This is a genomic window from Intestinimonas sp. (assembly GCF_026169115.1).
GTDB lineage: Bacteria > Bacillota > Clostridia > Oscillospirales > Oscillospiraceae > Intestinimonas.
Genome location: NZ_JAPFEA010000041.1, coordinates 14,793 through 28,211, shown reverse-complemented (window position 1 = coordinate 28,211; position 13,419 = coordinate 14,793). Strand labels below are relative to the sequence as shown.

Sequence of the window (13,419 nt, the reverse complement as noted above, 5' to 3'; positions counted from 1 at the left end):
TCGAACCGACGACCTTACGGATGCGAACCGTACGCTCTCCCAGCTGAGCTATGGGCCCAAATCAACCGTTCCAAAAGCGGAACAGAAGAATAAAGCAATATGAAATTATAGATGTGGCAGAAAACTGAACCCTTTGCGCTCCCAACTGCGCTACAGGCCCCTATTGACTATTTTTTGATTGAGAGATTTAGAAGACGAATGGTGAAAAGATCTAACATTGGGGACTGACTTTCCAGCAGACTGACCCAGCAGTCAATATTATAGCATAATTCTGGCTTTTGTAAAGTCTTTTTTTCCAGAGTCAAATTTTTTGACTGTATGAGTGCCATACATCTTGGCCATCTGAATAAAAAGGATGAAGGATAAGGGCTCATCGGTTGAATTAGTCAGAAGTACAACTGGAGCCAGTCGTACATCTGCTTCCGGAAAGCCAGCTGGGCCGAAACAGTGGCATCCCTGGCCTGTCAGTCCCGGTGGTCCCACAGCCACCCTAACCAGCGCACAGACGCAGAACTCAAACCGTTCCGTCCCTATACCCCGCCACAACAGTAAGGCGTCCGCAGCCCTCGTAAAAGGCTGCGGACGCCTTTTTATGAATCGTTCAGAGAAAAACTGCGGTCAGAGGCACCGCCGCGCAGCAGACAGCCAGGAAGGCCCAATCCCGCCCGCGGATCCGCTCCGGGGCATACTCACTCCGGGGCTCCCGGGCGGCGAAGCCCTTGGACTCCATGGCTATGGCCAACTCCTCGGACCAGCGCACCGACTTGACCAACAGCGGAGCCAGCAGCGCCGGAGAGACCGGCAGGACATGGAGCCCCCGGGCCCGGAAGGCGGCCCTGGTGCGCTTGAACTCCTGGGCCATATGGGGAAAGATCCCCCACGCGGCCAGAAGGCCGTAGGCGAAGACCTGGGGCAGATGAAACTGCCGCTGAAAGGATTTGACCATGCGGATGCGGTCTGTGGTCAGGGCAAAGGCCAGTCCCAGCCCCGCATAGGCCAGGACCCGGCTGGCCTGGAGCAGGCCGTTCCACAGGGCGCTCCCGCCCGCCAGAAAGGCATCCGCCCGGACGGGCATGGACCCGTCTGCTGAAAAGTGGTAACCGGTAAAGAACATGCCCAGCGCGGACAGGGCCACCGGCAGCATCAGCAGGAGAAGCGTCCTCACCCGCACGCGGGCGCTCAGGAGGGCCGCCGCGCTCAGCGCAAAAAAGACCAGGTTCCATACCGGGTCCCGCCGGGCGGCCAGGACGAAGGTCAGCACCAGCAGACCCAGGAACTTACACGCAGGATTCAGTGATCGCATAGAGCTTCCCCCCTTCCAGTCTGAAGATCACATCGGCATAGTCCGCCGCCAGCTGGGCGTCATGGGTGGAGAAGATCAGCGCCACATTCCGCTCTCTGGCCTGACGGCACAGGGCGTCCATCACGGCCATGGTGTTCCGCCGGTCCTGGGCGTAGGTGGGCTCGTCGCAGACCAGGCACTTGCAGTCGTAGGCCATCAGCGCCGCTACGCCAAGCCGCCGCTGCTGGCCCTGGCTGAGCAGGTAGGGAGAGATGTCCCGGTAGCGCCAGAGGCCAATGGAACGCAGGATCTTCTCACTGATCTGATCGGCCTGGGGGTCCTTCCGCAGGCTCGCCATGATCTCCCCCCGGACGGTGCCGCCCACAAACTGGTCCTGGGGATTTTGGGTGACGAAGCCGATGGCCCCCAGGTCCCGCCGGCCCAGGCGGCGCAGCTCCCGCCCGGAGAGAAGGGCCTGACCACCGTACCGGCTGACCCCGGAGAGGGCAGAGAAGAGGCTGCTCTTCCCGCAGCCGGACTCCCCCAGCACCGCGTAGATGCAGCCCCGGCGGAAGGAGGCGTCGATCCCGCGGAGGATCTCCGTCTCCCCGTAGCACAGCGTCAGGTCCCGCAGCTCCAGCACCACCTCCCCCGGATGGGCCGGCGGGAGCTGGGGCGCATAGGAGCCCCCCGGGACGATGACCCCCAGGGATTCCAGCTTCTCCCGGTCCAGCGCCCGGGCGTCCAGGCCCTCGGGGAGCAGGTCTCCCCCGTCCATGACCCGGACCGTATCGGCCACGTCCAGCCAGTTGTCCAGCCGGTGGTCCACCGCCAGAATACCGATCCCCCGCTCCCGGTGCAGGCGGCCCAGAGCGGCGGCGATGTCCCGGGCCGCCCCGTCGTCGATGTTGGCAAAGGGCTCGTCCAGCAGCAACCATTTCGGGCTCAGCAGCACCAGACAGGAGAGCATGACCTTCTGCCGCTCGCCGCCGGAAAGGCTCAGCAGCGTCCGCTCTTTCAGATGGGTGATGCCGCAGAACGCCAGCGCCTCCTCCACCCGCCCGGGCATATCGGACGGGTCGGTCCGAAGGTTCTCCAAGCAGAAGATCAATTCATGCTCCACCGTGTCCATGCAGAATTGCAGCTCCGGGTTCTGGAACATCATGCTCACCAGACGGCACCGCTCCGGCGGGGACAGGGCCCCCGGCTCCACGCCGTCCACCGTGACGGTTCCGCCCCGGACCACCCCGGCGGCGTGGGGATAGACCCCGGCTGCCAGGTACAAAAGCGTCGATTTGCCGCAGCCGGAAGCGCCGGTGAGCACCGTCACCTCCCCGGCGTCGAACTCCGCCGTGATCTCCCCAAGGACTGGCTTCCGGTCCTCAAAATAGCTGAAGGTCAGATGGTCGAACCGGATGCTCATGCTTCAAAAAAGTCGTTGGTATACTCGTTGGGACGGCGGCGGGAGATGACGCCGCAGCGCACCATATAGTCGGCCATGCGGTCCCATCGCTCGGGACGGATGCGGCCCCAGCGGCCCTTCTCGTCCAGAAGGATGGGGGCCAGATGCTTCTGACTGCGGATCAGCAGGGCGTCGGAGCAACCCTTGGGCATCCGATCCCGGACCTCCAGCACGGTCTCCTCCGGATGAGCGGCCGCTTCCCGGTAGGCCCGGTCCAGGACCGCCAGGAACTTCCGCACTGCATCGGCTTTGGTCTCCAGGGTCTCCTTCGCCGCGGCCATGGCCGGCGCGCAGAAGTCGAAGATGGGGTCGATGTCGCCCAGGTTGAAATAGTTGATCTCCCGTCCGGCCTCCAGCAGCACCTGGTTCTCCCAGTTCTCATAGACCCAGGTGGCATCGGCCACTTCGCCCAGGGTGGAGACGATGTCCCCCACGTCCATGTTCAGCAGCTTCACCTTGCTGTAATCGCCGCCGTCCACTTCCACCACCCGGCCAATGGCCTTGTGGAACCACTCTGGGGACCAGTGGGTCAGGCGCTTGCCCTCCAGCTCCCGGGGGCGGGTGATCCCGGCCTCTTTCAGGGAGACGATGCCGGAGTCGCACTTCTGGGTCATCACGGCCACGCAGGTCATCTCCTCCCCCTGCTCCAGGCAGTCCAGCATGGAGATCTCCGGGCCGCAGATAAAATCGGCCCCGTGGAGGTGCATCGCGCCGTGTACGTCGCCGTAGATGTCCACCTCCAGTCCCGCGTCACGGAACCAGCCCCGCTTCTCTGCCAGCAGATAGCCGGTGTGGTTGGTGTTGGGGAACCAGTCAAGCACTACCGTCAGCTTTTCCATTTGTTCAGTCCTCCTCATCATACACTTTTCCAATATCCGCCTTGGCCCCGATGGCATAGCTCTTGACCACGCCGGTCCTGGCCAGAGCGTCTCCAGCCAGCTTGCAGAGCACGCCGGAAAACACAACGGCGCTGATGAACCGCACGGCCAGCTGGGAGATGAGCAGCGTGGGCGCCAGGGCGATGTAGTTGAGATAGTAGAGCTCATAGCAGAAGATAAAGACTGCGGACACGATCCCGGCCAGACTCATAGAGCCCAGGTCCCACTTCTTATAGCGGAAGGCCGCAAAGACCAGTTCCGCGCCCAGACCCTGGATGGCGCCGGTGAGCACCACCGTCAGGCCGCCGGAATTGCCCATGAGCAGCTCGATGGCCGAGGCCAGGACCTCGGTCACCAGCGCCGCACCGGGCTTGCGGATGATGTAGGCGGCCAGTGTAGCGGCCATGAACCACACGCCGTAGATAACCTCAAATCCGAAGGGGGACAGGCCCATCGGCGTCAGGGCCGTGGACAGGGCCAATCCCCCCTGAAATACCGCCAGGTAGACCGCCGAGAATACCACCCCGAAAATGGCCATCAAAATGACGTCTTTCAGTTCCCATGTTCTCTTTTTCATCCCGTTTTCCTCCTTTTGAAATAAAAAAGCCGCACAGCCTTCGCTGAGCGACTCTGATGCGCCTGACGGCGCGAAAGTTTCCCTACGATGGCATTACCCAACAGGTTCAGCGGGTCACGGGCGGTATCAGCCCATATCTCAGCCGGGTTCCCCCAGCCCCCCTTATGGAGTTGTGCGGTATTTTCGCTTATCGTTGTACCATATCCAACCGAAAAATGCAAGTCCTGCCCGAAAAATTTTCGCCATATCAAAGTCTCACTCATCAGGTTTAATTACACGGAAAACCACCGCCAATCATGGCGGTGGTTTTCCGTTCACCCCCCTGAAAGATCACTCTCTCGGATGCCGCTATCTTACTTTACCCAGTGAGCCACCGCGTCCCGCAGGAAACGGGCACAGCCGGAAACTTGCTTGTCATAGTAGGCGGTAAACCGCTCATCCAGCACATACAGTTCCGCGATTCCCCGGTGCTTGGCCGGGTCATACTGGTTCCCAGTGATGGTAAGCCACCGGCGGTGGATGGCGGTTATCTCCCCTCCCGCTTCACTTTCCGGGGAAATGCCAGCCCGAACAGCCTCCTCCAGCCGCGACTGGAGCTCCTGGCCCAGCTCGGTCCATTCCCGATACTGCTCCTGGGTCAGATTCAACACTGCGGCGTTGGCCTCGTCCATCTCGGCGTCACCGTATTGGGCACGGATCTCCGCCCCATAGACCTCCTCGTTATGGGTCACAGTACGCTGCTTGAACGCCTCAAATTTCTGCTCGTCGCTCATAAATTCCTTCCTTTCTTCCGCTCCGATGGTGTCTTTCACCGACCGGATCAGCTTCTCCAGCCGTTCCCGCTCCAGCTCCAGGGAGACAAGATGGTCTTTCAGGGCGGCCAGACGGTCAAAGAAGGGATCGTCCAGACATTCCTTGATCCGGGCCAGCTCCACCCCGAGGGCCCGGTAATAGAGAATGTCCTGAAGCCGGTCTACCTCCGCCCCGCCGTAGTAGCGGTAACCGCTCTCCGCAACCCGGCTGGGCTTCAGCAGCCCGATCTGGTCGTACCAGCGCAGGGCGCGGGTGGTCACCCCAGACAGGCGCGACAGTTCCTGAATGGAATACTCCATATAGATCCCTCCTCTGTGGATACTGTATCAGTTGACGGTGCGTCAAAGTCAAGGGGTATTTTCCATTTGGCTGCATTTCGTCATCCGTCCGTGTCTATTATGGAGCAGTGCGTCCCCTTTGTCCACCTCCCCTTCTCCCCTTCCATGGCTGATCTTCCTCCCCAACAGAAGAACACTGACAGCAACAAGGAGCGAGGTGCAAACGCACCTCGCTCCTTGTTGCTTTTGGGGGCACAGCCGGTCAGAGCTGCGCTTACCTGTGTCTCTCTTCCCACAGCCGATCTGCCTCGGGCGCCCAGCAGGCGGCGTAGTCCCGGCATTTATCACATAGATGATCCGCGCACTCCGGAGACTGGAGATCCGTAGAGCGGGCCCCGGATTGACGCACCATTCTCTTCAGCATCTCCGGGTTCTCCAGCATGGGACAGGGACGCAAATGGTTGCAGTTGAAGGGCTGATGGTCGTGGTAGGCCATAAACAGCGGGGACTGGAATGCCTCCAGCAGCGTCTTTTCCCTGATGTTGGAATCCGAGTAGTGGATGAACGCGCAGGGCTCCACATCTCCGTTTGCGTTAATGTGCAAATAATTGCGTCCTCCGGCAATGCAGCCGCCCACATATTCGCCATCGTTCTGAAAATCAATGGTAAAAATAGGCTTTGTGGAGCGGTATTCCCGTACTTTACGGTACATGAGCGCACGCTGCTCAGGGTTGGGCAGCAGGTCAGTGACCGCTTCATTGCCCACGGGCATATAGTGGAAGAACCAAGCGAATTTGGCGCCGCAGTCCACCAGATGGTCGATGAATGCCTCGGAACTGATGGAGTCGACATTTTGAGCGGTATAACAGCAGGATGCCCCAAAGGGCAGCCGATACTGCTTCAAAAGGGCCATGGCGCGCATGATGGCCTGATAGGTGCCCGCGCCGCGGCGGAGGTCCGTAGCCTCCTCAAAGCCCTCTACACTGATGGCCGGAATAAAATTCTTCACCCGGAGCATTTCCCTGGCAAAGTCCTCGTCGATCAGGGTCGCATTGGTAAAGGCCAGGAATTGACAGTCGCTGTGCTCCGTACACAGCCGCAGGATGTCCTGCTTGCGCACCAGGGGCTCTCCGCCGGAGAAGAGATACATATAGGTCCCAAAGGACTTTCCCTGACAAATGATGTCACTGAGCTCCTCATAGGTCAGATTCAGCCTGTTGCCATACTCGGCGGCCCAGCAGCCGGTGCAGTGGAGATTGCAGGCAGAGGTGGGGTCCATCAGGATGGCCCACGGGATGTTGCACCCAAATTTTCTCCGATACTGCTCCTGCCTGGGCCAGCCGATGAGACTGGCATTGAGGAAAAAGTTCTCAAAGACCGTTTTCAGGACCTCGTTGTCAACGTCCCGCAGCACGCTCATGATGAGCTGATACATGCTGCACTCCGGATCGTTCAAAACATTCCGAAAGGCTGCCCGCTGCACGGGAAAGCTGTCGGGACCGTCACCGGCCAGTTTATCCACCCAGTCCATCAGTTTGAGCACATTTTCTTCGGGCGATTTCTCTATGTAGCCCAGCGCGGTGCGCAGGGCGGTTTTTTTCAGCTGCATGGAGACGTCCATCATCAAATCCCTCTTTCTCTAAATCACCTTGTACTCTTCCAACAGCTTTTCGATATCTGTACCCGAGATCTTCTTCAAGACCTCCTTCAAGGCCATCCGCTCCTTCAGACCCAGGTGCATGTCTGTGATCTTCCTGCCGTCCCGCAGCTTCACTGTGGCGTTGAGCAAATCCCGGATATCATATACGCTGCCCCAGACCTCCGGCACGCCCCGGTCAATGTTCAGCAGCGTGTAGACCGCCTCCATGCCGGTACGCATGGAATACTCTGTCGTAAAGATGGTATCCCGGGGCGTCTCTGCAAACTGGCCGATAAAGGCGAAGTTGACGGCGCCCTCCGGCACCACAGCCGGGCGGTCCCCCGCCCCACGGGGCATGAAGAAGGCGGTGATATAGGGCATCATGCAGGGGATGGTGTTGGCACTGTGCTCCGCCAGGGCCGGGATCTCCTCCTCGGGCACGCCCATGTGGTAAAGCCACTCCATACAGATCTCTTTGCCGGTACACGCCCGCATGGGCTTTTTCACATAGTTGCCCGGCCGATCGCTGAACAGGCCGTAGATCCAGCCCACCAGCTGTTCCTTCGGCTGGCTGCGGAACTGGGGCTGGCGATTAAAGGTCCAGCTCAAAAGCCAGTTGGAGTCTTTTACCGTCACAATGCCGCCGGTCACCACACCGCCACTGAAGGGGTCGCGCTGGCAGATCTTCTGGATATAGGGTGGGATCTTATCATCCAGCGTCGTGACCGTAGCGCTCATCCAGTTGCTCTTTTCCGGGTCGCTGCAAAATGTTTCGGGATGACCGAAGGCAGGGTCCTGAGCGGCGATCCGCTTCCACATATCCCAACCGCCGCCCGGCTTCAAATCGGGCAGGAACGCCGCCGGGGTATTCTGGCTGCCCAGCGCGGAGTTTTCCACGCAGCCGCCGGGGGTGATGAACACCAGATCCTGTTCGGTCAGATCCACCTGCTCTTCTTTCCCGTCAAACAGCAGGGTGATCCGACGCGCGGTCTTCCGCTGGGGCAGGATATCAAATTCCACATCGACAACCTTGGTCTGATAGTGGAACTGCACCCCGGCCCCCTCCAGATACTTGACCATGGGCAGGATCATGGACTCATACTGGTTATAGCGGGTAAACCGCAGCGCCTTGAAGTCAGGCAGCCCGCCGATGTGATGGATATATCGGCGGATATACAGCTTCATCTCCAGGGCGCTGTGCCAGTTTTCAAAGGCAAACATGGTGCGCCAGTAGAGCCAGAAGTTGGAGTTGAGCACCTCGTCGCTGAAAAAGTCGGTGATGGGCCGGTCATAGAGGTCCTCATCCGGAGTGAAAAACAGCTTCATGATCTCCATGGCGCCAGCATCGGACAGGCCGAACTTGCCGTCGGTGTGGGCGTCCTTCCCCCGCTCCTGGGTGGCCCGCATGAGAGAATAGTTGGGATCGCGCTTGTTCAGATAGTAGTATTCATCCAGCACGCTGAGTTCCGGGGTCTCGATGGATGGAATGGAGCGAAAGAGATCCCACATCACCTCGAAATGGTTGTCCATTTCCCGTCCACCCCGCATCACATAGCCCAGGCCGGGGTACTCCCATCCGTCGCAGGCTCCCCCGGGGATGGGGTCCTTCTCAAAGATGTGGATGCGCTTTCCCGGCATCTGCCCGTCTCTCACCAGGTAGCAGGCGGCGGTCAGGGCCGCCAGGCCGGTGCCGACAATATAGGCGGATTTCCGCTCCACCCCTTCCGGCTTGAGCGGACGGACAAAAGCCTCATAATTTCCGCTGGAATAATACATGAGATGACCTCCTTGTTGTTTCTTTGTCTGTATTGTATGCAGTATCCTCCGTTTGAACAATAAACAAAGTACCCCGGATGATGGAAATTCCATCATCCGGGGTACTTTGTAAAAATTTTTATCATTCCGGCTCCTTTGATAAGGCCGGCGCTTCCGACATGTTCTGAATGGCCAGCAGCAGTTGACCATGGGCCATCCGGCTGAGCTGATGGGTCAGGCGTTCCGGGGGCTCCTTCATTCCGGTCCTGACCCACTCCAGTACAACGCCGACAAAGCCGTATTTATAGAAATTTGTGATATACTGCTGATCCTCCTGGGAAATCAAGCTGCCATCAGACAATTCACAAACCACATCGAACAGCAGATCGTAGACGATCTGATAGAGATAGTTTTCAATTTTTTCCCGCTGGACGGAGTGATACACCCCTTCCACAAACACTCTGTTTGCTTGAATGGTATGGCACAGGGCGAGGAATCCGTCCTGCCAGGTCGCATAGTTTTTTCGCCCCTGTATGGCCCGCGCCCCCTCCTCCTGGCAGATCCAGTCGATGAGGTCATAGATATCCTGAAAATGGTAGTAGAAGGTCATCCGGTTGATACCGCAGTCTTCCGTGATATCGGCAATGGTGATTTTAGATAGCGGCTTACGCTCCATTACATGCTTCAGCGACATGGCCAATGCCCGCTTCGTCGTTTGAGACATTATGTCCTCCCCTGTATTTTGTCTATATCACCGTGTCTACTCCAAATCATTTCCTGCTTTTTCTATACTCTTTCGGCAGCATTTGAAAGAATTCCTTGAACGCAGTTGAAAATTTACTCTGGCTGTCATATCCGACGGAGAGCGCCACCTCGGCGATGCTCATTTCCGTCTCTGCCAGCAGCTTGGCCGCCTCCTGCATCCTATGCTCTTTCATGTGGGCGGCGATAGAGGTCCCATAGACCGACTTGAACAATGCTTTCATTGTGGTCGGGTTCATCAGATACTGCTTTGACAGGGCTTCAATCGTGATCCTCTGGTCGAGATTGCTCAGCAGATCTTGGTGGAGCCTTCGGATCACCTCGATCTGCTCGGCCTGATATTCCGCAATACATTGGTTTGAGCCGTTTTCTGCATGGTACAGATAAAGGAGCAGCTCCAGTGTTTTGAGCTTTTGATAGGGTAGGCGCGTATCCTCCGGCTGGTCGTAAAAATAGCGGAAAATGGCGTCCGCCTGCTCATTCCTCCCAAAGGACCGCATCGCCTCGTGTCCGCACAGCTTTTCCGTCAGCGCACTGCCGGTGATCCCCGCCCCGGACAGCAGCTCCGGAGGGTCAGCCGAAAGTTCCGCCGGGTCGATGCAGATCGAAAGCCCCTCATACCGTTCCGTCGGCAGACTGATCTCGGAATGGACATCCTGCCGCAGGGTATGAGCGGAAAAATCCCCCGCCCCCAGATAAATATAACTGCCGCTGTCCATTTTCCAGCCGATCCGCCCGTTTTTACAATAGTTGATGACCACAATATGTCCCGATCCCCTGTGATGCACGGAAAAATGATCGCCCGTCAGGGACAGGTACCCCAATTCGATCCCCGGAAAGAGCGGAACGGATGTCACCCCGTCTATTCCGCCCCAGCACGCTTGGGTCTGGCCATGCTCCCGCTTCATGCTCGTCCCTCCCCCGCATCAGTTCGGGCAGGCGACTTCGATCACCTGCTCGATCATCTTATGCAGCAGCTGGCTCTGCTTTGTATCCGCCGCACGATAGTAGACCTCTTTCCCCTCCCGTCGGCTCACGATCAACCCGCTGCCCCGAAGCAGCCGCAGATGATGAGAAATGGCCGGACTGGACATATCCATGACTTCTGAGAGGTTGATGACACAGGCTTCACAGTGGCACAGGAGCCAAAACAATCTGATCCGCGTGGGATCACCCAGCTGCTTGAAGATCTCTGCGACCAGCTGGAACTGCCCGATGTTGCCCAATTCCGTCCTGATGCTCTCCGGTACCCCGTGGGCATCGTGCTCATGCAGTATAACAGCACCCATAGTAATGGCCCCTTTTCTCCCTTTTGGAAATGCTTTTCTCCCTTTTGGGAGAAAGTGATCCTGAGACATTGACTTCTTCCCTCACCTGCATTATACTGCAATCACAATAATTAAACAAGTACTTAATTGTTGAATTTTATGATCTCAGGAGGATACCCGCCATGAAAAAGACATACAGAATTGAGGTCGACTGCGCCAACTGTGCCAATCTGATGGAGGACGCCGTCTGCAAGCTCCCCGGCGTACAGACGGCAACGGTAAACTTCATGACGCAGAAGATGAGCGTCACATTTTCTGAGGGGCAGGAGCCCGGGGCTGTCATGGAACACGTCCTCTCCGCCTGCAAAAAGATCGAGCCGGACTGCGAGATCTTCCTGTAATACCGGTCTGCGCAGATACAGGCACGCCCAAAATTACTCCGACATTTTGGGCGTGCCCTTTGTTCCAAAACGATTCAACGATCAAGCAATCTTTGAAAGGAGCCTGTTTCTATGCAGGAACTCATTATCGATGTGCTGCTTGTCGCCGTTGTGCTGGCCGCCGCTTTTTTTCTTGTATCGGCGGACAGGGGCAAAAACGACATGACCAAAAAGCAGAAAACCATGCTCAAGCGCATCCTGATCGCATCCGCCCTGCTGCTCGGTCTGCAACTTCTTTCCGACAGTCTTTTCGTCTGGCTGGACGCGCACCTGTTCCCCTCGGCGGGCCGCTGGGGACGCTTTGCGCTGTATCTGGCCGATTACTTCATCATTGGTCACGATATTCTGAGAAAAGCCGCCAGGGGCGTCATGAACCGCCGGGTTTTTGATGAAAACTTCCTGATGGCAGTCGCAACGGTGGGGGCGATGGTCCTGGCCGTCTCCTCCAACGGAGATTACTTTGAAGCCATTGCCGTCATGTTGTTTTACCAAATTGGCGAGTGGTTCCAGAGCTATGCCGTGGGCAAGAGCCGCCGCAGCATCAGCGAGCTGATGGACATTCGACCCGATCACGCCAATATTGAGCGGGATGGAAGGCTGGAGCAGGTCGATCCCGATGAGGTGGAAGTCGGCTCCATCATCATTGTGCAGCCCGGCGAGAAGGTCCCCATCGACGGCGTCATCCGCGAAGGACGCTCCACCCTGAATACCAGCGCCTTGACGGGCGAGAGTCTGCCCAGAGAGATCGGCCCAGGCGACGAGATCATCAGCGGCTGCATCAATATGACCGGCGTGCTGAAAATCGAGACCACAAAGGAATTCGGCGCATCCACGGTATCCAAGATCCTGGACCTGGTCGAAAACGCCAGCTCCAAGAAGTCCAGGTCGGAAAACTTCATCTCCAAATTCGCAAAGATCTATACTCCCATTGTGTGTTACAGCGCCCTGGCGCTGGCCCTCCTCCCTCCCCTGGTACGGGCGCTCGGCATGGGTCTGGCCCCCGAATGGGGCGTCTGGATCTACCGGGCCCTGACCTTCCTCATCATCAGCTGTCCCTGCGCCCTCGTCATCAGCATCCCCCTGAGCTTCTTCGCCGGCATCGGCGGCGCCAGTCAGGCCGGCGTTTTGGTGAAGGGCTCCAACTATCTCGAAACCCTCTCCAAAGTGCGGACAGTCGTTTTTGATAAGACCGGCACCCTGACCCAGGGCGTGTTCGAGGTCAACGACATCCACCACAGCGAACTGGAACGGGAGCAGCTCCTGGAATACGCGGCGCTGGCTGAGAGCGCCTCCTCCCATCCCATCAGCAAGAGTCTCCAGCGGGCCTGCGGCAAGACCCTGGACCGCTCCCGCGTGACAGATATCCGGGAGATCAGCGGCAACGGCGTGGTCGCCCATGTGGACGGGCTGGAGGTCGCCGCGGGCAATGACAAGCTGATGCGCACCTTAGGCATCCCCTACAAGGACTGCCACAGCACGGGCACCATCATCCACATGGCGGTCGGCGGTCAATACGCGGGGCACATCGTGATCTCTGACATCATCAAGCCCAGCGCCAGTGAGGCCATCCGCGCCCTGAAAAAAGCCGGCGTGGAGCAAACCGTCATGCTGACCGGCGACACCCGGAAGGTGGCCGAACAGGTGGCGGAGGAGCTGGGGCTCGACGGCGTTTACAGCGAACTGCTCCCCGCGGATAAGGTCGCCAAGGTGGAGGAACTGCTGGACCAGAAAAATGGCCGGTCCAAGCTGGCCTTTGTGGGCGACGGCATCAACGACGCCCCCGTCCTGTCCAGAGCCGACATCGGCATTGCAATGGGAGCCATGGGGTCGGACGCCGCCATTGAGGCGGCGGACGTGGTCCTTATGGATGACGACCCCATGAAAATCGCCAAAGCCATCCGGATCTCCCGAAAGTGCCTGGGGATCGTCTATCAGAACATCGCGCTGGCGCTGGGGATCAAATTTGTCTGTCTCCTCCTGGGCGCAGTCGGCGAGGTCAACATGTATATGGCCATCTTTGCCGACGTGGGCGTGATGATTCTCGCGGTTCTCAACGCCATTCGCTGCCTGTTCGTGAAAGACCTCTGAGCCTCTTCCAAAGCGGCATATCACTTTTATGCGGGTCTTATGATATGAAAAAGCTTCCTGCGCATGTCTCCGCCCCAGAGGGCAGAGTCGTGCGCAGGAAGCTTTTTTCTGAACTCCGTCCGGCCTTACCGGCACGGTACATTTCCTACCAGGGCTCTTTTTTGTCCTGTCCGTACA

At 58.3% G+C, this 13,419-nt stretch carries 12 protein-coding genes and 1 riboswitch; of the genes, 2 read left to right on the top strand and 10 right to left on the bottom strand.

The window, feature by feature from the left end; all coding sequences use genetic code 11:
* Positions 1–601: 601 nt before the first annotated feature.
* From Q0Y09_RS03810 to Q0Y09_RS03765, 10 genes are all read right to left on the bottom strand, one after another.
* Complete coding sequence (locus tag Q0Y09_RS03810; RefSeq protein ID WP_297717852.1) at positions 602–1,303, bottom strand: energy-coupling factor transporter transmembrane protein EcfT; 702 nt, start codon at positions 1,301–1,303, stop codon at positions 602–604.
* Positions 1,278–2,705, bottom strand: coding sequence for an ABC transporter ATP-binding protein (locus Q0Y09_RS03805; protein ID WP_297717849.1), 1,428 nt, complete (start codon positions 2,703–2,705; stop codon positions 1,278–1,280). Before Q0Y09_RS03805 ends, Q0Y09_RS03810 begins: the two co-directional genes overlap by 26 nt.
* Positions 2,702–3,583 (bottom strand): ABC transporter substrate-binding protein, encoded by an 882-nt coding sequence (locus Q0Y09_RS03800; protein WP_297717846.1) that lies wholly within the window; start codon positions 3,581–3,583, stop codon positions 2,702–2,704. The genes Q0Y09_RS03805 and Q0Y09_RS03800 overlap by 4 nt, the downstream gene beginning before the upstream one ends.
* A gap of 4 nt (positions 3,584–3,587) precedes the next feature.
* A complete protein-coding gene (locus tag Q0Y09_RS03795; RefSeq protein ID WP_297717843.1) occupies positions 3,588–4,199 on the bottom strand; it encodes an ECF transporter S component in 612 nt (203 codons plus the stop codon).
* Between the two features lie 62 nt (positions 4,200–4,261).
* A riboswitch (TPP riboswitch) is annotated at positions 4,262–4,372 on the bottom strand.
* A 180-nt stretch (positions 4,373–4,552) separates the two neighbouring features.
* Positions 4,553–5,311, bottom strand: coding sequence for a MerR family transcriptional regulator (locus Q0Y09_RS03790; RefSeq protein WP_297717840.1), 759 nt, complete (start codon positions 5,309–5,311; stop codon positions 4,553–4,555).
* Between the two features lie 253 nt (positions 5,312–5,564).
* Positions 5,565–6,899, bottom strand: a complete 1,335-nt coding sequence (locus Q0Y09_RS03785) for a radical SAM protein (RefSeq protein WP_297717837.1) — start codon at positions 6,897–6,899, stop codon at positions 5,565–5,567.
* Between the two features lie 30 nt (positions 6,900–6,929).
* Entirely contained in the window at positions 6,930–8,705 is a 1,776-nt protein-coding gene (locus tag Q0Y09_RS03780; RefSeq protein ID WP_297717834.1) for an oleate hydratase, read from the bottom strand.
* A gap of 121 nt (positions 8,706–8,826) precedes the next feature.
* Positions 8,827–9,360: a TetR-like C-terminal domain-containing protein gene (locus Q0Y09_RS03775; RefSeq protein ID WP_297717831.1), complete on the bottom strand. Its 534-nt coding sequence runs from the start codon at positions 9,358–9,360 to the stop codon at positions 8,827–8,829.
* Between the two features lie 94 nt (positions 9,361–9,454).
* Complete coding sequence (locus tag Q0Y09_RS03770) at positions 9,455–10,354, bottom strand: AraC family transcriptional regulator (protein WP_297717828.1); 900 nt, start codon at positions 10,352–10,354, stop codon at positions 9,455–9,457.
* 18 nt (positions 10,355–10,372) lie between these two features.
* Positions 10,373–10,735, bottom strand: a complete 363-nt coding sequence (locus Q0Y09_RS03765; RefSeq protein ID WP_297717826.1) for a metalloregulator ArsR/SmtB family transcription factor — start codon at positions 10,733–10,735, stop codon at positions 10,373–10,375.
* A 161-nt stretch (positions 10,736–10,896) separates the two neighbouring features.
* Here Q0Y09_RS03765 and Q0Y09_RS03760 point away from each other — a divergent pair, with 161 nt between their 5' ends.
* Both Q0Y09_RS03760 and Q0Y09_RS03755 read left to right on the top strand, forming a co-directional pair.
* The gene (locus tag Q0Y09_RS03760; RefSeq protein ID WP_297717823.1) at positions 10,897–11,115 is read left to right on the top strand and encodes a cation transporter; all 219 of its coding nucleotides are present in this window, start codon (positions 10,897–10,899) and stop codon (positions 11,113–11,115) included.
* Between the two features lie 201 nt (positions 11,116–11,316).
* The gene (locus Q0Y09_RS03755; protein WP_297717855.1) at positions 11,317–13,242 is read left to right on the top strand and encodes a heavy metal translocating P-type ATPase; all 1,926 of its coding nucleotides are present in this window, start codon (positions 11,317–11,319) and stop codon (positions 13,240–13,242) included.
* The last annotated feature ends 177 nt before the right edge of the window (positions 13,243–13,419 follow it).